Annotated in this window: 20 protein-coding genes; 14 read left to right on the forward strand and 6 right to left on the reverse strand. The window is 55.1% G+C overall.

The features are described 5' to 3' along the window. Positions 1-26 precede the first annotated feature (26 nt). Together ABWV33_RS05965 and ABWV33_RS05970 are read left to right on the forward strand one after the other, a co-directional pair. Positions 27-539 (forward strand): MarR family winged helix-turn-helix transcriptional regulator, encoded by a 513-nt coding sequence (locus ABWV33_RS05965; RefSeq protein WP_121997623.1) that lies wholly within the window; start codon positions 27-29, stop codon positions 537-539. Then, complete coding sequence (locus tag ABWV33_RS05970) at positions 536-1,237, forward strand: response regulator (protein WP_113823905.1); 702 nt, start codon at positions 536-538, stop codon at positions 1,235-1,237. The genes ABWV33_RS05965 and ABWV33_RS05970 overlap by 4 nt, the downstream gene beginning before the upstream one ends. On the opposite strand, the gene ABWV33_RS05975 is transcribed toward ABWV33_RS05970, so the two are convergent. Further along, positions 1,238-1,411: a DUF1059 domain-containing protein gene (locus tag ABWV33_RS05975; RefSeq protein WP_353329462.1), complete on the reverse strand. Its 174-nt coding sequence runs from the start codon at positions 1,409-1,411 to the stop codon at positions 1,238-1,240. Between the two features lie 341 nt (positions 1,412-1,752). On the opposite strand from ABWV33_RS05975, the gene ABWV33_RS05980 reads away from it, so the two are divergent. The 4 genes from ABWV33_RS05980 to dxs are packed head-to-tail and all read left to right on the forward strand — an operon-like array spanning position 1,753 to position 5,728. Continuing rightward, entirely contained in the window at positions 1,753-2,679 is a 927-nt protein-coding gene (locus ABWV33_RS05980; protein WP_353329463.1) for a histone deacetylase family protein, read from the forward strand. After that, positions 2,676-2,918 carry an exodeoxyribonuclease VII small subunit gene (locus ABWV33_RS05985; RefSeq protein ID WP_113823908.1) on the forward strand — a complete coding sequence of 81 codons (243 nt, stop codon included), beginning with the start codon at positions 2,676-2,678 and terminating at the stop codon, positions 2,916-2,918. The genes ABWV33_RS05980 and ABWV33_RS05985 overlap by 4 nt, the downstream gene beginning before the upstream one ends. Next, positions 2,919-3,785, forward strand: a complete 867-nt coding sequence (locus tag ABWV33_RS05990) for a polyprenyl synthetase family protein (protein ID WP_353329464.1) — start codon at positions 2,919-2,921, stop codon at positions 3,783-3,785. A gap of 14 nt (positions 3,786-3,799) precedes the next feature. After that, positions 3,800-5,728: a 1-deoxy-D-xylulose-5-phosphate synthase gene (gene dxs / locus ABWV33_RS05995; RefSeq protein ID WP_353329465.1), complete on the forward strand. Its 1,929-nt coding sequence runs from the start codon at positions 3,800-3,802 to the stop codon at positions 5,726-5,728. Positions 5,729-5,764: 36 nt separating this feature from the next. Here the strand turns inward: dxs and ABWV33_RS06000 are convergent, their stop codons facing one another. Next, the gene (locus tag ABWV33_RS06000; protein ID WP_353329466.1) at positions 5,765-6,610 is read right to left on the reverse strand and encodes an SDR family oxidoreductase; all 846 of its coding nucleotides are present in this window, start codon (positions 6,608-6,610) and stop codon (positions 5,765-5,767) included. Positions 6,611-6,693: 83 nt separating this feature from the next. Between ABWV33_RS06000 and ABWV33_RS06005 the strand changes: the two genes are divergently transcribed. From ABWV33_RS06005 to ABWV33_RS06015, 3 genes are all read left to right on the forward strand, one after another. Further along, positions 6,694-7,326, forward strand: a complete 633-nt coding sequence (locus tag ABWV33_RS06005) for a class I SAM-dependent DNA methyltransferase (RefSeq protein WP_353329467.1) — start codon at positions 6,694-6,696, stop codon at positions 7,324-7,326. 556 nt (positions 7,327-7,882) lie between these two features. Continuing rightward, on the forward strand, positions 7,883-8,842 hold the full coding sequence (locus ABWV33_RS06010) for a DUF1254 domain-containing protein (protein ID WP_353329468.1): 960 nt from the start codon (positions 7,883-7,885) through the stop codon (positions 8,840-8,842). Beyond that, the gene (locus ABWV33_RS06015) at positions 8,764-9,195 is read left to right on the forward strand and encodes a DUF1214 domain-containing protein (RefSeq protein WP_353329469.1); all 432 of its coding nucleotides are present in this window, start codon (positions 8,764-8,766) and stop codon (positions 9,193-9,195) included. Before ABWV33_RS06010 ends, ABWV33_RS06015 begins: the two co-directional genes overlap by 79 nt. Positions 9,196-9,575: 380 nt before the next feature. Here the strand turns inward: ABWV33_RS06015 and ABWV33_RS06020 are convergent, their stop codons facing one another. Continuing rightward, the gene (locus tag ABWV33_RS06020) at positions 9,576-9,809 is read right to left on the reverse strand and encodes a potassium channel family protein (protein WP_353329470.1); all 234 of its coding nucleotides are present in this window, start codon (positions 9,807-9,809) and stop codon (positions 9,576-9,578) included. Beyond that, entirely contained in the window at positions 9,724-10,686 is a 963-nt protein-coding gene (locus ABWV33_RS06025) for an HlyD family secretion protein (protein WP_353329471.1), read from the reverse strand. Before ABWV33_RS06025 ends, ABWV33_RS06020 begins: the two co-directional genes overlap by 86 nt. 585 nt (positions 10,687-11,271) lie before the next feature. On the opposite strand from ABWV33_RS06025, the gene ABWV33_RS06030 reads away from it, so the two are divergent. Beyond that, positions 11,272-13,008 carry an alpha/beta hydrolase gene (locus ABWV33_RS06030; protein WP_353329472.1) on the forward strand — a complete coding sequence of 579 codons (1,737 nt, stop codon included), beginning with the start codon at positions 11,272-11,274 and terminating at the stop codon, positions 13,006-13,008. Positions 13,009-13,349: 341 nt separating this feature from the next. Here ABWV33_RS06030 and ABWV33_RS06035 read toward each other — a convergent pair whose 3' ends face one another. Further along, on the reverse strand, positions 13,350-14,264 hold the full coding sequence (locus ABWV33_RS06035) for a LysR substrate-binding domain-containing protein (RefSeq protein WP_353329473.1): 915 nt from the start codon (positions 14,262-14,264) through the stop codon (positions 13,350-13,352). Positions 14,265-14,391: 127 nt separating this feature from the next. Here ABWV33_RS06035 and ugpB point away from each other — a divergent pair, with 127 nt between their 5' ends. The 4 genes from ugpB (at position 14,392) to ABWV33_RS06055 (ending at position 18,600) form a co-directional block, all read left to right on the forward strand. Next, positions 14,392-15,705, forward strand: coding sequence for a sn-glycerol-3-phosphate ABC transporter substrate-binding protein UgpB (gene ugpB / locus ABWV33_RS06040; RefSeq protein WP_113823919.1), 1,314 nt, complete (start codon positions 14,392-14,394; stop codon positions 15,703-15,705). Positions 15,706-15,782: 77 nt separating this feature from the next. Then, complete coding sequence (gene ugpA, locus ABWV33_RS06045; RefSeq protein WP_113823920.1) at positions 15,783-16,664, forward strand: sn-glycerol-3-phosphate ABC transporter permease UgpA; 882 nt, start codon at positions 15,783-15,785, stop codon at positions 16,662-16,664. A 41-nt stretch (positions 16,665-16,705) separates the two neighbouring features. Continuing rightward, positions 16,706-17,542 carry a sn-glycerol-3-phosphate ABC transporter permease UgpE gene (gene ugpE, locus ABWV33_RS06050; protein ID WP_113824045.1) on the forward strand — a complete coding sequence of 279 codons (837 nt, stop codon included), beginning with the start codon at positions 16,706-16,708 and terminating at the stop codon, positions 17,540-17,542. A gap of 5 nt (positions 17,543-17,547) precedes the next feature. Beyond that, positions 17,548-18,600 (forward strand): sn-glycerol-3-phosphate import ATP-binding protein UgpC, encoded by a 1,053-nt coding sequence (locus ABWV33_RS06055; protein WP_353329474.1) that lies wholly within the window; start codon positions 17,548-17,550, stop codon positions 18,598-18,600. Positions 18,601-18,784: 184 nt separating this feature from the next. Here the strand turns inward: ABWV33_RS06055 and ABWV33_RS06060 are convergent, their stop codons facing one another. Next, positions 18,785-19,060, reverse strand: a complete 276-nt coding sequence (locus tag ABWV33_RS06060; RefSeq protein ID WP_251134422.1) for a YrhK family protein — start codon at positions 19,058-19,060, stop codon at positions 18,785-18,787. Between the last annotated feature and the right edge of the window lie 96 nt (positions 19,061-19,156).

Below are 19,156 nucleotides of genomic sequence, written 5' to 3' on the forward strand. Positions count from 1 at the left end.
ATCCCTAAATAACAATGAGGCACACCATGACTGAGGCGCGTTCCGCTCCGGCCTATGGCGGCGAAAGTCTGCTGTTTTTGACCGATGAACAGCTGCGACAGGGAATTGAGGCGATGTTTTTCGCCTATCGCGGCTTTACGGCTGATCCCGACCGCATTCTGGCTGAAATGGCCTATGGTCGCGCCCATCACCGGGCCATCCACTTTATCAACCGGGCTCCGGGTACCACGGTGAACAATCTGCTCGCCATTCTTGGGGTGACGAAACAGTCCCTTAACCGGGTGCTGCGCACTCTAATCGCCGATGGATTGGTCGAAAGCCGGGTCGGCAAGGTGGATAAACGGGAACGTCATCTGTTTCTGACCGAAGAGGGCAACGCGCTTGAGGCAAAGCTGTCGGATGCGCAACGCGCCCGTATGCGCGCCGCTTACAAAGAGGCCGGACCCGAGGCAGTCACCGGGTTCAAACGGGTGCTTGAGGCGATGATGGATGCTGATATGCGCCGGGCCTACACCAAAATGCGGGATGGAACCTCATGAGCGAAATCGATGCACATCTTCTAATCGTTGACGACGACGAGCGTATTCGCGATCTGCTCAAGAAATTCTTGATGCGCAATGGGTTTCTGGTCACCGCCGCCCGCGACGCTGCCCATGCACGGCGGGTGCTGTCGGGCTTGGATTTCGATCTCCTGGTAATGGATGTCATGATGCCCGGCGAAGATGGTGTCAGCCTGACCCGGTCGCTGCGCGAAACCATGACCACCCCGATCCTGTTGCTGACGGCGCAGGGGGAAACCGAACATCGCATCGCCGGGTTAGAGGCAGGCGCAGATGATTATCTGGCCAAACCGTTCGAACCCAAGGAACTGCTGCTCAGGATCAATGCCATTCTACGCCGGATGCCCGAAACAACCGCGCCCGACACTGTCCCAATGGTTCTGCATCTGGGGCCAATCCGCTATGATATTGAACGGGGCGAGATGTGGCAGGGCAATGATCTGGTACGGCTAACCGCTACGGAAAGCCAGCTGATGAAGATCTTTTCTGCGCAGCCCGGTGAACCGGTCAGTCGCACCAAACTGGTCGAAGATCTGGGCCGCGATCGCGGGCAAGCACAAGAACGCGCGGTCGACGTGCAAATCACCCGCCTGCGCCGCAAGCTCGAGTCAAACCCCAAGCAGCCACGATATCTACAAACGGTGCGGGGCGCGGGATATATGCTGGCCCCCGACTAATTACGCATCTTTGATGACAAGCTTGACCTGTTCGATCAGCACAGGCGTCAGATCGATGCCGTGCACTTCTTTGGCATGAATCGCGGCCTGCTGCAGGACATCCTGAGTGGTCTCTCCTTTGGCTTTAAAATCACAACCGGGCATCAAGTCTTTGCATTTCAACACCTTGATCATGGGGCTTCCCCTTAAATTGACTGCTTAAAACAGCATCAGGATACCACATCTTTTGGGCCTAACCCTATGAACTGCTTCACATCTAGGTGAGTCGTACGTGATTTTGTAAGTAAACTTATGACTTAACTTGCCAAACACGCGCTGGCCGACCTGACCTAAAGATAGGGTTGGACGAGTCCCACCGCACGCGCGCCCAAATTCGCTGAAATCATGGCGATTTCATTTTGAACACTGACGTAGGGTTTTGATCCTTTATGCTGGGCACAGAACTTGTGGCTTGTCGTCCTCTTGGTCCAGGGCCTAACAATGACGTTGAAAACCTCTGATCCTAGGGCTGCTTGATGAAAACTGCGCTGATTACCCATGCCGATTGCCTGAACCACGTCACACCCGAAGGGCATCCCGAACGGGTCGCGCGCTTGCAACACATCCTGCACGCGCTGGAACCGCTTGACCTGAATCGTGTGACCGCGCCCTTCGCCGCCGAAGACGACGTCTTGCGCATTCACCCCGCCGATTACATCGCAGACCTGCGCCGGGCACGGCCAAACGACGGCTTTGCCCAGATCGATGGGGATACATTCCTGTCGCCGGGGTCGATCGATGCCGCGTTTCGGGGTGCCGGGGCCGTGATCCGCGCCGTTGACATGGTTTTGGGCGGCGAGGCTCCAAATGCCTTTGCGGCGATCCGTCCACCGGGACATCACGCGGAAACCAGCACAGCGATGGGGTTCTGCCTGTTTGGCAATGCCGCCTTGGCCGCCAAACACGCACTGGACCACCACGGGCTGAACCGTGTGGCTGTTGTGGATTTCGACGTCCACCATGGCAACGGCACCCAAGATCTGTTGTGGGATGAACCCCGCGCCCTGCTGGTCACCAGCCAGCAAATGCCGCTCTGGCCCGGCTCGGGACGCCCAGACGAAGACGGCGCCCACGGTCAGATCCTGAACATGCCCCTGTCCCCGGAATCCGGCAGCGCCGAAATGCGTGCGGCTTATGAAACGCAGGCCTTTCCCCGCCTGCGCGCCTTTAAGCCCGAACTGATCATCATCTCTGCCGGGTTTGACGCGCATCAGGATGATCCCCTTGCTAGCCTGAACTGGACCACGGGTGATTTCACCTGGGTCACTGCCGAACTCTGCGCCCTTGCACAAGACCTGTGTCAGGGCCGCATCGTCTCGACTTTGGAGGGCGGTTATGATCTTAACGCGCTGAGCGCCGCAACCAAGGCGCATGTACAGGAATTGATGAAGGCCGCGACATGAGTGACACCCCCGTTGATCAGATGACGTTTGAACAGGCGATGAAAGAGCTTGAAGCCGTGGTCGGCCAGTTGGAACGCGGTGATGTGGCGCTGGATGCGTCGATCACGCTCTATGAACGGGGCGCTGCGCTGAAAAAGCGATGCGAAGACGAGCTAAAGCGCGCCGAAGAAAAAGTCGCCGCCATCACGCTCAGCGCCGATGGCACCCCAACAGGGACCAAACCTGTCGAAGGCCTGTAAATGTTTCAAGACCGACTGGCGCAGGATGTTGCGCAGATTCAGGATCATTTCGATCTGGTCCTGAGCACGTTTGATGATTTGCCTGTCGCGCATGCTATGGTCCACACCACCCAAGGCGGTAAACGCCTGCGTGGGTTTTTGGTGCTGGAAAGCGCGCGCTTGCACGGTGTCGATCTTTCACGGGCGATCTGGCCCGCGACGGGTATCGAGGCGCTGCACGCCTATTCTCTGGTGCATGATGACCTGCCCTGCATGGACGATGACGCCCTGCGCCGTGGCAAACCCACCATTCACGTCAAATGGGACGAAGCGACCGCCGTTCTGGCCGGGGACGCGCTGCAAACGCTGGCGTTTGAGCTGTGCACTCGTCCTGAGGTCGGCCCTGCCGAGGTGCGTGCAGATTTGGCCCTGACTCTGGCCCAAGCCAGCGGCGCACAGGGTATGGTGCTGGGTCAGGCGCTGGATATGGCGGCTGAAACAGCCGGTAGCCCTCTGAATTTGGGCCAAATTACCCGCCTGCAAGCCGGGAAAACCGGGGCCCTGTTTGAGTGGTCTGCCTGCGCCGGGGCCCGTCTCGCGCAAGCTGATCCCGAAAACTTGCGCCAATATGCCCGCGCCTTGGGCCTTGCCTTTCAGATCGCGGATGACATCTTGGATATAGAAGGCGATGCCGAAAAAGCGGGCAAACGCCTGCAAAAGGATACAGAAGCAGGCAAAGCCACCTTTGTTTCGCTGCTGGGTCTGGATGCGGCCAAGGCACGTGCGCAGGAACTGGTTGATCAGGCCTGTGCCGCCCTTGATGATTACGGCCCTCAGGCTGAAACCTTGAAGGATGCCGCCCGCTTCGTTATTGCCCGCGACAGCTAGCACCCGAGGACGCCATGTCTGACCGCCCGAATACCCCTCTTCTGGACCAAGTGACCCGCCCTGCGGATCTGAAACAGCTTTCTGATGCGCAGCTGACTCAGCTGGCGACAGAATTGCGATCTGAAACCGTGTCTGCCGTTTCTGAAACCGGCGGCCATCTAGGCGCAGGGTTGGGCGTGGTCGAATTGACCGTGGCATTGCACGCCGTGTTCGACACTCCGCGCGATAAGCTGATCTGGGACGTGAGCCACCAATGCTATCCCCACAAGATCCTGACCGAACGCCGGGACCGTATTCGCACCCTGCGAATGAAAGACGGGCTGAGCGGTTTCACCAAACGCTCGGAATCGCCATACGATCCCTTTGGCGCCGCACATAGCTCAACGTCGATCAGCGCGGCGCTGGGTTTTGCCGTGGCCCGTGATCTGGGCGGCAATGTCCCCGAGGGATTGGGCGATGCAATTGCCGTGATCGGGGATGGGTCGATGTCTGCTGGCATGGCGTTTGAGGCGATGAACAACGCTGGGCACCTGAAAAAGCGTCTAATCGTTATTCTGAACGACAACGAGATGAGCATTGCCCCCCCTGTTGGTGCGCTGTCCTCGTATCTGTCACGGCTCTATGCCGAAGAACCATTCCAGGAATTCAAAGCCGCCGCCAAAGGCGCGGTGTCGCTATTGCCGGAACCCTTCCGCGAAGGCGCAAAACGCGCCAAAGAAATGCTCAAAGGCATGGCCGTTGGTGGCACCATGTTCGAAGAGTTGGGTTTTTCCTATCTCGGTCCTATCGACGGGCACGACATGGACCAGCTGCTGCCCGTTCTGCGCACGGTCAAAGCCCGCGCAACAGGTCCGATCCTGATCCATGTGCTGACCAAAAAGGGCAAAGGCTACGCCCCCGCCGAACGCGCCATGGACAAGGGCCACGCCACCGCCAAATTCGACATGGTGACGGGCAAACAGCACAAAGCGCCCTCAAACGCGCCCAGCTACACCTCCGTCTTTGGCAACGCGCTGGTCGATCAAGCCGCACGCGATGACAAAGTCGTTGCGGTCACAGCTGCGATGCCCGACGGCACCGGGTTGAACCTGTTTGCAGAACGCTATCCATCTCGCTGTTTCGACGTGGGCATTGCCGAACAACACGGCGTGACCTTTTGTGCGGCGCTGGCCGCAGGGGGCATGAAACCGTTCTGCACGATGTATTCGACATTCCTGCAGCGCGGTTATGATCAGGTTGTCCACGACGTCGCGATCCAACGCCTGCCGGTTCGGTTTGCCATTGATCGCGCCGGTTTGGTCGGTGCCGATGGCTCGACCCACGCCGGCAGCTTTGACATCGCCTTTATGGCCAACCTGCCCGGCATGGTGGTGATGGCCGCCGCAGACGAGGCCGATTTGGTGCACATGGTTGCCACCGCTGTCGCCCATGACGCGGGCCCGATCGCGTTCCGCTATCCACGCGGCGAAGGCGTCGGTGTGGACCTGCCTGAACAAGGCGTGCCGTTGGAAATCGGTAAAGGTCGCATGATCCAATCCGGCGCACGTGTGGCGCTGCTGTCCTTGGGTACCCGTTTGTCCGAGGTGCAAAAAGCCGCCGAAGCGCTGACCGCCAAAGGCATCACCCCCACCATCGCAGATGCGCGCTTTGCCAAGCCGCTGGATCGCGACATGATCCTTCAACTGGCCAAAGATCACGAGGCGCTGATCACCATCGAAGAAGGCGCTGTTGGTGGATTCGGCAGCCACGTGGCGCAGCTGCTTGCCGACGAAGGCGTGTTTGATACCGGCCTGAAATACCGCTCAATGGTGCTGCCCGATACCTTTATCGATCAGGCCAACCCCGCCGACATGTATCGCGTTGCAGGCATGAGCGCCGAGCAGATCGAAGCCAAAGTGCTCGACGTTCTGGGCGTTGCCACCATCGGGGAAAAAAGGGCTTAAAAGGTGCAGAAGCGCAGAACGCGCTCTTGCCTGCCTCTAGTCTTCTTTGACCAAGGCCTCTAACCCAACCCGGTAGTTGGGATAAATTAGCTTGACGCCAAGCTCATCCTTGATCCGATCATTCCGCACGCGTTTGTTTTCATTGTAAAAACTACGCGCCATCGGTGTCATATCCGCCTCGTCAAACGGAACGGCGGGTGGCAATGGCAGGCCCTGCAATTCAGCGGCATATCCGATCACGTCCTGTGGCGGTACGGGTTCATCATCACACACATTGTAAATCGCACCCGGATTTGGGTTGGCCATCGAGGCCCCCAAAACCTGCGCGATATCCTCAACATGAATGCGTGAAAACACCTGACCCGGCTTGATGATCCGGCGCTGGCCACCGCCTTTCAGCTTTGAAAACGGACCGCGTCCGGGGCCATAAATTCCTGCCAACCGAAAGATATGCAATGGCAGGTTGGGAACCGCGCTCCAATGCTTTTCGGCCAACACGCGCCACTGCCCACGCTTGGCGGTCGGGGTCGGGGGGGTTGTTTCATCCACCCACCCGCCTTGGTGATCGCCATAAACCGCTGTTGTGGACAGATAGCCCACCCATTTGAACTGCCCCGCACGGGCCGCGATCTCATCCCGCAGTGCGCCAAGAACCGGATCCCCCTCGGCACTTGGCGCGGCCGAGATCAAAATGTGCGTCACCCCATCCAAGGAGGGCACCTCACCGGGCCAAACCACCGGGGTGGCACCAGAGTCGCGAATAAGGCCCACCTGCTCAACGTTGCGCGTTGTGCCGGTGATCTGCCACCCTTGCGGGACAAGGTGACGTGCAAGGGCACGCGCCGAATAGCCGTGCCCAAAAGAAAGTAATGTGCCTGTCATGCATCCTTGATGATCGCGCGCCGCCCCAGATGCAAGAGAAGGATAGGCTTGATTCGAATCCCCGGATGCGCCTTGATTAAAAGATGAGCAAAACACCACCCAACCTGAACGCCGCCTACGGGCTGAAATCATCCGACGACAACAAACAGCTCTATGCTGAATGGGCCGGCGATTACGATGACAGCTTTGCCACGCGCGAAGATTACCAGCTGCCCGCCCATACGGCCCGCGCCTTTGTCGGCGCTGGGGGCCAAGGGCCTGTGCTGGATGTTGGCGCCGGAACAGGGCTGTGTGGCGGGGTACTTGCCGGGTTCGGGGTCGGTCCAATTGACGCCATCGACATCAGCGCGGAAATGCTGGATCAGGCCATGCGCAAAGATATCTATCGCGATGCCATCGAAGCCGACCTGAACGCCGGCATTCCTGTCCCCCGTGAAAGCTATTCCGGCGTTGTCTCCTCTGGCACCTTTACCCACGGCCATGTCGGTCCTGACGCGTTGAACGCCTTGTTGCGCGTCGCCCGCCACGGCGCCCAGTTTGCGATCTCCATCAACGCCAGCCACTTTGAAACCATGGGTTTTGATGCGGTGCTCAAAGGTTTTGAGGCAGAGCGCATTCATAACCTTGTCCTGAAAAAGGTTCGGATTTACGGCGACCTGGCGATTGGCCCAAACAAGGGTGATCAGGCGATCATCGCCCTGTTCGAGAAATCATGACGGTCATTTAGCTGCGCATGACTTCACTCAGTGTGGGGCTAACTTGCCGGTCGACACACTCTACCTGATGTTAAGCCAGAAGGTGCCGGTTTTTCTGTTAATGTCATGGACAACGTATCCCCCTTAGCCTTTTTCAAGCAAAACCCTTGCATACCCAAAGCGTAAATTGACCTTGGGTATTCGCTCTCCAAACCTCTTGGTCTGTTTGATGGGGGAAATGCAGGAGGTCGCTAGGCGCTCTATGCAGCGTTGTCGCGCCTGACTTCGCACCAAAAAGCCAAAGTCAGTTATCTGATCAGCCTCAATAGGTGTCCGCCAGGGACCAAAACCGGCCAATAGCGGTCATTCATCGTGGGGCAAAACAAGTGCGATAACTCAAATTTTGAGTATACTCCTAGCAGGGCATTTGAGAAACAGACACTTGTTGTAAAGTGAATATCTACATGGCCGGAATAAGGTTTTAGGAACCGTCAAAGCATTGGCTTTCGGAATGATCCCCGCGAGTGCAGGTCAAGCGGAGGGTTTTGACCCGTCCACCTCCAATTCCGCAGACCGCATGACCTATCACCGCGCAGTTGATGCCACTGTCTGGGTCATGCCGTTGATGAACTTCAAATTCTACATCGATGCCCTAGCCCAAGCTGGGGTCGAACCGAACGACATTGAATATAATTCCAAGGTTCAGGACTGGCGCTTCCAAACCGCAACGCCGAACAACACGACTCCCTATATTCACGCGTATTGGAATATCAATTACGGACCAGTTGTGTTCGATATGCCTGCGTCAGTCGAGGGGATTGGTATTTTTGGCACCGTCATGGACGCATGGCAACGCCCACTCGACGATGTAGGCTCAAAGGGTCGCGACCACGGCCTTGGGGCAAAATACTTTTTAGTACCAGCTAATTATGATGGTCCGCTGCTCAGGAATGCACTGGTCTATGAACCGGAAACGAATTTCGGTTTTTCTGTGCTTCGCCCGATTATCGCCGGAGGCCCGACCGAAGAAAACCTTGCTGAAGCCAGCGCATTGACGAAGCAAATCAAAGTCTATCCGCTCTCCAAAGCCGGTGGGGAGGCCGCAACGAATTACGTGGATGTTTATAGCGCACCACTGGAAATGACGCCCAAGATGGATGGTGCGATTTACGGCCACATCCACGAGATGATTGGCGAAGAAGTTGTGTTGGACCACGACTTTGCGATGATGGGTGCGCTCGCGCGCATCGGTATCAAGCGCAACGAACCCTTCGAACCCGATGCTGACTTGCAAGCGATTTACAACGCCGCAGGCCCTGAAGCACTCGAATACATGATGACCAGTACCATCGTGTCCTCAATCCATTTGTGTTCGAAGGGAAAAAGTGGTCAGCGCTTGTCCTTGATGGGTCGCGAGAGACGGAATGGCACTAAGAATACCCATCATATTAAGACTACGTGGCACGCGGCGCGCTTTACTACGCGATCATCACAAGCGTTAAGAACTACGAGACCGCAACCTACTACCTCGATCTAGCCGAGACACCGGATGGGGAGTGGCTTGAAGGCGACCGCAACTACAGAATTACCGTACCCTCCAATGTTCCAGTGCCCGATTTCTGGTCAATCACAACCTACGATCTGGAAACAGCGTCCTATCTGCGTGACATCGAGCCAAGCACGATTGATCCCAACATGGCTGTTGTCGTCAAGAACGATGACGGTTCTGTTGACATTTACTTCGGGCCAACAGCACCCGCGGGGAAAGAATGCAATTGGCTTCCTACCGATCCGGACCGCCGATTTTTCCTGCTCGCGCGGGTTTACGGACCCGAACCGAGCTTGCTCGATAGTAGCTTTGAACTGAAGGATATGGAGCGGATGGAGTAATAGAATGGAGCGACCAACTTAGTCTTTGAGGCCACATTGATAGCCATCATCAATTTTTGACCAGCCCAAGGTCGGCTTGGGTGTATTCGAAACGCTCTGTTTTATTGTCTGGCATGTGCTTTCGAACACGTCGCACCATGACTGGCTTGCGGACCTTGCTGCCTAATAGTTTGTTGCCGTCGCAAGATTCAAATGCGCGGGCTCTGCAACAGCTCTGTGCAATCCTTCGAACCAAACACTCACAGTATTTCATACCACTAAGCTCCCACCCGGCCGTGTCCTGCGCTGTGTCGATCAGAACTCTTGACCATCACAAACCAATAACCGCTTTTAATGTGGAGTTTCGCTAAGGTGCTCAGTTTGGGTGATGTTTCCGTCTATCAGTGAGTGTTTGGCACTTGCGCGAACACGTTGAAGGCTTTTTCAACGGCATAGACACCGGCTCCCACAAAAATCCCGGTGAATAGCAGGCCCAAAAAGGCATTGAAAACCGAAAGTACCTTGGAAATACCTAGTGTTGGGCGAAAATCACCGTAACCCACCGTCGTCGCATTTATGAAAGCGTGGTACAGGGCGTCGCCACGTTTCCATCCTTCGAGATGGCCGATCGCCAACCCGTTGGCGACGATGACAGCGATCAGCGCAAGCGTAATGGGGGCCAGCAGCGATCACACCCTGCAATTCCTCAACAAACGTCGGGATTATGGTCAAAGGCTTCGACGGACAGGTGATTTCTACTAACATCCCCGGCTTCAACACGCTGGCAGATATCTGTCCAAACGCCGCTGCATAGCGACCTTGTCCCGTAACCTCGGGTACAAGAACACCTGCAGGTCGAAGAATCGGGTTCACGATATCACCCGGTTTCAGAAGAAACTGCTTCACGGTGCCATCAACCTCTGCATAGACCGTCGACAATGAGATTTCGGTCTCGGCTTCGAACAGCCGGGCACGGGCGCTTTCCTGTTGAGCTGGTATGACATCGGTCTGTTGTAGTTTCGCACCTTCAAGAGCGGATTTAGCACTGTCCCTCTGGCTTTCAGCCCGGTTTACAGCCGTTTCCAATCGTTCCAATTCCTGCTCGCTGACAACCGCATTGTTGCGATCAGCTAACACGGTACGGCGGTGCAAATCATCCCGTGCTTGCGCTAAATCTGCCTCTGCTGCAGTCAACTGTGCCGCTGCTATCGCAATTTGCGTCACGACCAACTCTAAGGCAGCGTCAAGCTCATTTATCCGGCGTCGCGCGGTCTCTGCCGCGGCTTCCTGACGTGTGGTGTCGAGACGAAAGATGGCATCGCCCGCATTCACAGAAACATTGTTTTTGACATAAACTTCGGCAACTCGCCCTACCCGATCAGACAGAACCGAAACCGTTCGAAAAGATGCCGAAACATTTCTGGTTGAGGGGTGAAAATAAAAGATCACGGTAATCAAGGTAATCGCAAGAATAGCGCAGGCCGTCAGCCCCCAACGCAGCTCATACCACACATTGAAAAGAGTGATTTCATGCCCCAGCCGCTTGCCCTGCTTGTAGCGGCGGAAAAGGTAATCGGGGAAAACTGTGATCAGGGCGGAGAAAACAATTTCAATTCTGTCAGAACAGTGGATTTGACTCGGCGACTGCGAATTTGACCATGCCGTTTAAAGGGCGAATGCGCTAGGCCAAGCTCGAAAACAAAGGTTGGGCCGTTCGCGACGGTTCATACAAACGGACCAGGCGCAGTTGAGGACAGGCTCAAGTGCTTTGCTGCAAATTCGTTGATTGAACGAACCAGAGCGGGTCAGTTGCGCCAATTCGTCTGCATTGCTCTGATCATCCAGAATATAGCTCGACGTTTCTTTGACGGGCACGTCCAATCCAACATAGTATGTTATAGTGGTTGTACTTAAGGGCGCGCAGGTGGCTGATCTAGGAGGCCGAAGCAATAGCGCGCACGATGGTTCAGCCTCAGCATTAGAAAGAGACCCAAGACCGTTGATCCGATGTCAGCCAGGCTGAAATCCTCTAATAGTTCGAAGGAGATTTGTGACCTTGTTCGTTATGAAGTATTCACTGAACACAATTAGGCTTGGGTGCTTGAACGCTTCTGGCAAAGCTGGGGAATACAATCGGTGACTAGGGTCCATTCGTTGATTTCCGGAGTGTCTATTCCCTGCATTCTCATGGGTGTTTTATTATTTGCGGCTTCATTGACCCCGTCATTGATCCCACGCGAGCCTATGGTGCAAGGCATTCTTGGTGGGCTGCTCATTGCTCTGGGTTATCTGCTCGGAAAAACGTTCGGTCTTATCTGGCAAGCCGCCGATATGCCCCGTTTGCAAGGAAGACCGGCCAGGCTTCTCGATATGGTCTTGGCAGTCACCGCGGTGATACTGATGGTTTGGACGGTCACATTCAATCTATCATGGCAAAACGATCTCCGAAACAAGATGGAAATGGAGCCAGCTGAAGCACAGTATCTTGCAACGATTTTGATTTCCGCGCTGCTCACTTTCGCAGTTATTTTTATTATTGGAATATTGGTTCGAGAGCTGTTCCTGTGGGTCCGGCGACACTTTTACCGCTTTATGCCCATGAGACGGGCCAACGTTTTCGGCGCTGCTACCGTTGTTCTGATCCTGTTCGTCGTCACTCGTGATGGTATTCTGGATCTTGCCGTAACCTGGCTTGATGAGAGCTACGAAATTGCGCAAGAACTGTTTGACGTTGCACCGCCTCCACCAGCCAAGGCGAATAAGACCGGTTCCGCTTCTTCGTTGGTCGACTGGAAAGCCATTGGGCGACCTGGCAGGGATTTCATCATGACCGGACCGGATGCCGATGCGATTTCCGCCTTTACGGGCAAACCGGCGCTGGACCCTATCCGTGTCTATGTTGGCCGCGCCAACGGCGAAACACCTGAAGAACGAGCTGAACTCGCTTTAGCTGAGTTGAAACGGCTTAAAGCATTCGAACGCGAGGTTCTTATAGTTACAAGCCCCACCGGGACAGGCTGGATGGATCCCGGCGCGCATGATCCCGTCGAATACATGCATAACGGGAATATCGCGACTGTAGGCGCCCAGTACTCATACTTGCAGTCACCGCTTGCACTGATCCTCGAAACCCGGACCGGGTTAGACCAAGCCACTGCGCTGTTGAAAGTCGTTCACGAGTACTGGATGAAACTGCCTAAAGAGAACCGACCGCGGCTTTATGTACACGGCCTCAGTCTCGGAGCATGGTCATCGATGTATGCCACAAACTTGTTCCGACTTGTCGGCGACCCAATTGACGGTGCGTTCTGGGCCGGCCCACCTTTTACCTCCGGTTTCTGGCAATACGTTCAAAACGCGCGCCGACCAGATAGCCCTTGGGTGTTACCGACAATCGGGGATGGTTCGCTGGTGCGCTATGCGTCTCATTTTTCGACCCCGACACAAGCCGAGGCCGAATGGGGTAGCATGCGCATCGTGTTTCTTCAGTATTCAAGTGATCCGATTGTTTTCTATGATCCCTTTTCTCTTTGGCGTGCACCCCCGTGGATGAACGATCCGCCCGCAGAAGATGTGTCGGAACACCTGACCTTCATTCCCATTGTCACCCAATTTCAGCTCGCCTTGGACATGGCTCTGGCTTTCGGCACCCCTCCGGGCCACGGTCATGCATACTACGCGCGGGATTACATTGACCCATGGGTTGAGGTGACCGCTCCAGAAGCTTGGACATCGGAGAAGACGGAGCGTTTAAAAGCGCACTGCAATGTCGGTTTCCAATTCGGATGTGCTGGCCAAAAAGTACCCGGCGGTTCGGGATCGTTTGGAAATTGAAATAAGAGCAGCTCTGAAATTGAGGCGCTTCATTGGGCGTAGAAATTTGGCCTGCAACGTTTCTAAAGTCTGCCTGTTAGAATGTCCTGCATAGCCAATCCTGCTGAAGCCGATCATAGCCCCTATCAAGTTGGCTGCGGATTGCACAAATGTCCGCCTTTCCGCTGCAATGTGATATGGAATTCTCGAACCATACGGAAACGGAATTTTCCCAAGCGCTTGCTACCGCCGCAAGAGAGGTTGCTTGGTGAATTTGCGCACCGCAGGCTATCCCAGCCTTCGCGGCAAGTGCGCTAATATCCAGCCGTCCCTTATTCCCTCTTTCTAAGCCTTCACCTTATTCAGACTTCAAATTCACTCAAGCTTGCCTTGAAATTCTCAAGGAAATCTAAAGTGATTTTTGAGGGAAGTTTGTGGATCGGCCTTACTAGAGATATTTGATGCGGAACCCTCGGAGCGAAGGGGCGAAAATCTAGTCGACCGTCATAAGTTCGCGCATCAAGTTCACTTACAACAGACACGCCAACCCCTTGCGCAACAAGTTCACACGCAGCCGTAAACTGACGTGTCTCAACAACATGTATCGGGCTCACAGAGGCTTTCCGGAAAACGTCGTTTAGGCTTCGATAGAAATTACTGTCACGGCGCGTGTGAACAAACCGTTCTTTGTCTAACTGTTTCGCGTCCACCTCTTTGAGCGCCTGAAACCTGTGTCCCTTGGGAAAGATGCAGACCGTTCGGACATTCAGCGTCGTACTTTCAATAGCTGGGTGGCCGTCAAACCCGTCTGTGATGCCGCAATCATATTGCTCACCGACTATCCACTCGAGGATTCGTTCTGGACGATCTGGTTCAAGGGTGATCGTGACGTCTGGGCGCGTCTTTAGAAATTCGGTAACAACAGCGGGCAAGTGACTTGTGGCAAATCCCGGAAGGCAGGCAATACTCAGATGCCCCGCCGTCTTGTCGTGCACGTTTTGACTGGTATCAGTGATGTTCTTGAGCACCTCAAGCACGCGCGTAATATCGGGCAGGATATAGGACGCCTCCTGCGTAGGCACCAAACGACCGTTCTTACGTTTGAGCAGTGTAAAGCCAAGCCCATGGGATAAATCCGCGAGCAAACGACTGACGGCGGGTTGCGATATTTCTAAACTTTGTGCGGCCCGTGTCATGCTACCGTGATCTACTACAGATTTAAGAGCCTCTAGCTGTCTCAGTCTGGGTCGAGTCGTCATAGCGGGATCCAATGCCAAGGAACATTATAACGTTATGTTATAAAACTAAGCCAGAGAATAGTCTTGAATTATACGAACACTCGGATAGCGTTAGCACCATCAAAGCAGCAGGTTGCAAGCCCACTGCGATTCCTGGGAGGAACACATGAAAAATCTAGCAGTCGGCGCATTGGTCGCCGGATCAACATTGCTGACACCAATCGTGGCAGCAGCACAAACCGAAGTCCATTTCTGGCACGCCTTCACTGGACGCCTTGGCGAACTGGTTGCTGCCCAAGTTGAAGATTTCAACGCCAGCCAAGACGAATACACCGTCGTTGCATCCCACAAGGGCAACTATTCGGAGACATTGAACGCAGGCATCGCCGCGTTCCGCGCGGGCGAGCAGCCACAAATCCTAATGGTATTCGAAGTCGGTACCGCGACGATGATGTCCGCCAAAGGTGCCGTGCGCTCAGTGACTGAAGTAATGAAAGCATCCGGCGCTGATTTTGATCCCGACGCCTATATCGGCGCGGTCAACGGCTATTATACCAGCACAGATGGCGAAATGTTATCACTGCCATTCAACGCGTCCACGCCTGTTTTGTGGGTGAACCGCGATGCATTCGAAGCCGCAGGGGTTGACCCTGACACAGATCTGTCCACATGGCAGAATGTGGGCGAAGTGCTAACACAGCTGAAAGACGGCGGCAGCACCTGCCCGCTGACGACCGCATGGCAGAGCTGGATTCACCTCGAAAACTTCTCGGCGTACCATGACGTCCCGTTTGCCACGCAAGAGAATGGATTTGCGGGCACAGACACCGAGCTATCATTTAACGGTGAAGCACAGGTCGCACATATTGGAGCGATGGGTGAATGGGCGCAGTCTGGCAAATTCTTCTACGCGGGTCGCCGCAATGAAGGTGGCGCAAACTTCCGCGCTGGTGAATGTGCGTTGTTCACCGAAAGCTCCGCTGGGTACGCAGGTATCAAAGCCGAAGCCAAGTTCCCATTTGACGTGCGCCCACTTCCTTACTGGGACGGCGTTGGCAATGCCCCACAGAACACCATTATCGGTGGTGCATCTTTGTGGGTGATGGAAGGCCACGAAGAAGCTGAATACGAAGGTTCCGCACAGTTCCTCTCGTATCTGTCTTCCTCTGCGGTTCAAGCGCAATGGCATCAGGACACGGGCTATCTGCCAATCACCAAGGCTGCCGCTGACGCAACCCGCGAGGCCGGGTTCTACGAGGCAAACCTTGGTACAGAAGTGGCTGTCATTCAGATGACCACAAACGATCCGACATCGAACTCCAAAGGTCTCCGTCTCGGTTCGTTTGACCAGATCCGTGGTATCATTGATGAAGAACTGGAAGCCGTTTGGGCGGGTGATAAAGACGCACAGACCGCGATGGACAGCGCTGTTGAGCGCGGCAACCAACTGCTGCGCCGCTTTGAGCAAGCCAACAAATAAATAAAACTACGAGTATACGGGCGGCCCTTCGGGGTCGCCCGTTGCAATTCTAATGCACAGGTCTGGGGCGGGCTTTCATGGAAAAACGGGTTACTTTCAAAGGCTGGCTTTTGCCAATGTTGCTGATTGCGCCGCAGGTCATCATTTCGGCGGTGTTCTTTTTCTACCCTGCAGGTCAAGCGATCTGGCAATCCCTGTTCATCCCCGACCCGTTCGGCCTGTCGATGCAATACGTCGGCCTTGGCAACTTTGAATATCTGCTGTCAGACCCCTATTACCGCACCTCATTCCTGACGACGGCGATCTTTTCGACCCTCGTCACCCTCACCTCCATGATCCCCGCGCTGTTTCTCGCCGTGGTGGCGGACAGGCTGATCAAAGGCGCAGGCATCTATCGCACATTGCTGATCTGGCCCTACGCCGTCGCCCCCGCAATTGCCGGCGTGCTGTGGCTGTTCATGTTCAACACCCGCGTTGGCGTGGTATCGTGGTACCTCGGCCAACTGGGGTATGACTGGAACCACGTTCTGAACGGTGAAGAGGCCATGGGCCTCGTCGTTGTGGCTTCTGCATGGGGGCGCATCAGCTATAACTTCTTGTTCTTTTTTGCCGCGCTTCAGGCGATCCCCAAATCGGTAGTTGAAGCTGCGGCAATCGACGGCGCGCGATTCTGGCGCCGTTTCTGGACCATTGTCCTTCCGCTGCTGTCGCCCACCACCTTCTTCTTGCTGGTCGTGAACATCGTCTATGCCTTCTTTGAAACATTCGGCGTGATCCACACTATCACCAGCGGCGGGCCACAGCAGTCCACGACGATCCTTGTCTACAAGGTCTTCTCAGACGGCTTCGTCGGTCAAGACCTCGGCTCTTCCGCCGCACAATCCGTAATCCTTTTGGTCGTCGTCGGAGCACTCACCGTCTTCCAGTTCAAGTTCATAGAACGGAGGGTGCACTATTGACCGATACAGCCCAGAATTTTCGCAACGACCCCGCCCCCGGCATGGTCGAAAAGAAGGGCGCAAGCCTCTGGTTCAGCCATGCATTGATGATCCTTGGCGTGTTGGTGGTGTTCTTCCCGATCTGGCTGGCCTTCGTGGCCTCCACCGTCACCCAGCCCGAAATCGTGCAGCCCCCAATGCCGCTCCTGCCTGGCGACCAATTCTGGAATAACTACCGCCAGGCGTTGTTCTCCGGTGTCAACGTTCCCGTGGCAACAATGCTGCTCAACTCGCTCGTCATGGCGATTGGCATTGCCGTGGGCAAAATCATAATCTCGCTGCTCTCGGCCTTTGCTATCGTCTATTTCAAATTCCCCGGTAAAATGTTGTTTTTCTGGCTAATTTTTCTCACGCTGATGCTCCCGGTCGAAGTGCGCATCGTACCCACCTATGAGGTCGTCGCCTCCTTCGGGATGCTCAACTCCTATGGCGGCTTGATCTTCCCGCTCATCGCCTCGGCCACAGCCACTTTCCTGTTCCGTCAATTCTACATGACAGTCCCCGATGAACTGGCCGAAGCCGCTCGTGTTGACGGTGCAAGCCCGATGAGATTTTTTCGCGATATCCTCTTCCCTATGAGCCGCACAAACATTGCGGCGCTTTTTGTGATCCTCTTCATCTATGGCTGGAACCAATACCTCTGGCCGCTCCTCATCACCACCGATCCCGAAATGAATACGATCGTCATGGGCATAAAACAGATGTTCCCGTCGGGCGATGATGTGGCGGAATGGCCGGTGATCATGGCAACCTCGATCCTTGCGATGATCCCCCCGGTGATTGTCGTCATCTCAATGCAAAAACTCTTTATCCGCGGCCTCGTGGACAGCGAAAAGTAGGACCTATGGCAACCGTATCTCTGAACGACGTTATCAAACGCTTTGGCTCCACGCAGGTGATCCATGGCGTGAGCACCGATATCGAAGACGGTGAATTCATCGTCATTGTCGGGCCGTCCGGCTGTGGCAAATCCACATTGTTGCGCATGGTGGCAGGGCTAGAATCCGTCACCGAGGGTGAGATTCAGATTGGCAACAAGCGCGTGAACGAGCTTGAGCCTATGGATCGCGACATCGCCATGGTCTTTCAAAACTACGCCCTCTACCCGCATATGTCAGTGCGCCAAAATATGGGCTATGGCCTCAAAATCGCAGGCCTGCCCAAAGCTGAGATCGACGCGAAAGTCGATGAAGCCGCTGCTCTTCTGCAACTGGAGGATTACCTGGATCGCCGCCCCCGCGACCTCTCAGGTGGCCAACGCCAGCGCGTTGCCATGGGCCGCGCGATTGTGCGTGAGCCGGCTGTATTCCTCTTTGATGAACCCCTTTCAAACCTTGATGCAAAGCTGCGCGTGCAGATGCGCCTCGAAATCCGCGATCTACAAAACCGTCTTGGCATCACCTCGATGTATGTGACCCATGACCAGGTCGAAGCGATGACAATGGCGGATCGGATGATCGTGATGAACGCAGGGCGGGCCGAACAAATAGGAACCCCGCTCGAAGTTTATGAACGCCCACAAACCCTATTTGCTGCGCAATTCATCGGTAGCCCGTCGATGAATGTTCTGGACGGGGAAATCACGTCTGATGGTCTGAAAGTTGGTGATGCAGAACTGCCAACGCATCTAAAGATCAATGGAAAAGTGACCGTCGGTATCCGTCCCGAACACATCATCCCTGATCCGAGTGGACCGCTGTCCATCACAGTTCAAATGGGTGAACCTCTGGGCGCAAATACCCTGCTGCATGGGCGGATCACGGGGAGCAATGATGCCTTCACGCTGAGTCTTCCGGGCGTGCACCATGCGGTTACTGGGGAGGTTATTCAGTTCCGCGTTGATCCATCGAACCTACATTTCTTTGACCAAGAAACCGGCGCGCGGCTGGAGGGGTAGCGCGAAACTGGTATGCCCGCAAAATCTTCTGTCGGTTTCCCCGAAAGCAGTGTGTCATTCACTATGGATTATGATCTTCGGTTCTGCGGCAGCAGCGATGCGCAATTGTGCAACCTTGGCAAAGTCCCACAATCGGCATGACAATACGGCATGAAACCGCTTCGGAGGGGCGACCGCTCTGGCGTTACTTCAGGGTTTTGGCGACATCTCCAAAGTCCCCGATGCGCAAGTAAGCAAGCTCCCGGAAAAGCTTGATCGAAGGGCGGAGACCAAAAAAGACTGACCCAATCAGAAACAACCACGTGCCAGCGATCACTGTCGCTTCACTAAAAAACAAAATGCTTCCTACCACGAAAAGCGCGGCGGCGGAAAAGTCGACCACTGTGTACGCCAGTTCGCAGTATGCGTAGATTTTTATGTGCCGTTCGCTTTTGGTGTGGTTCTCGGGATTGAAGAGCATCACATTTGTCTTTCTTTTTTGGGGACGTTTTTTGCCAAACAAAAAACATGGGTCTCAGATTTGCCGCTAGCCCATTTTAACTGAGAAAACCCGTAG

Source organism: Phaeobacter sp. NW0010-22 (assembly GCF_040365955.1).
Taxonomy (GTDB): Bacteria; Pseudomonadota; Alphaproteobacteria; order Rhodobacterales; family Rhodobacteraceae; genus OMPR01.

Excerpts from the sequence above, each read along its gene's own strand:
- ABWV33_RS05965 (WP_121997623.1), top strand. The coding sequence starts at position 27 with ATGACTGAGGCGCGTTCCGCTCCGGCCTATGGCGGCGAAAGTCTGCTG.
- ABWV33_RS05970 (WP_113823905.1), top strand. The coding sequence starts at position 536 with ATGAGCGAAATCGATGCACATCTTCTAATCGTTGACGACGACGAGCGT.
- ABWV33_RS05975 (WP_353329462.1), bottom strand. The coding sequence starts at position 1,411 with ATGATCAAGGTGTTGAAATGCAAAGACTTGATGCCCGGTTGTGATTTT.
- ABWV33_RS05980 (WP_353329463.1), top strand. The coding sequence starts at position 1,753 with ATGAAAACTGCGCTGATTACCCATGCCGATTGCCTGAACCACGTCACA.
- ABWV33_RS05985 (WP_113823908.1), top strand. The coding sequence starts at position 2,676 with ATGAGTGACACCCCCGTTGATCAGATGACGTTTGAACAGGCGATGAAA.
- ABWV33_RS05990 (WP_353329464.1), top strand. The coding sequence starts at position 2,919 with ATGTTTCAAGACCGACTGGCGCAGGATGTTGCGCAGATTCAGGATCAT.
- dxs (WP_353329465.1), top strand. The coding sequence starts at position 3,800 with ATGTCTGACCGCCCGAATACCCCTCTTCTGGACCAAGTGACCCGCCCT.
- ABWV33_RS06000 (WP_353329466.1), bottom strand. The coding sequence starts at position 6,610 with ATGACAGGCACATTACTTTCTTTTGGGCACGGCTATTCGGCGCGTGCC.
- ABWV33_RS06005 (WP_353329467.1), top strand. The coding sequence starts at position 6,694 with ATGAGCAAAACACCACCCAACCTGAACGCCGCCTACGGGCTGAAATCA.
- ABWV33_RS06010 (WP_353329468.1), top strand. The coding sequence starts at position 7,883 with ATGACCTATCACCGCGCAGTTGATGCCACTGTCTGGGTCATGCCGTTG.
- ugpB (WP_113823919.1), top strand. The coding sequence starts at position 14,392 with ATGAAAAATCTAGCAGTCGGCGCATTGGTCGCCGGATCAACATTGCTG.
- ugpA (WP_113823920.1), top strand. The coding sequence starts at position 15,783 with ATGGAAAAACGGGTTACTTTCAAAGGCTGGCTTTTGCCAATGTTGCTG.
- ugpE (WP_113824045.1), top strand. The coding sequence starts at position 16,706 with ATGGTCGAAAAGAAGGGCGCAAGCCTCTGGTTCAGCCATGCATTGATG.
- ABWV33_RS06055 (WP_353329474.1), top strand. The coding sequence starts at position 17,548 with ATGGCAACCGTATCTCTGAACGACGTTATCAAACGCTTTGGCTCCACG.
- ABWV33_RS06060 (WP_251134422.1), bottom strand. The coding sequence starts at position 19,060 with ATGCTCTTCAATCCCGAGAACCACACCAAAAGCGAACGGCACATAAAA.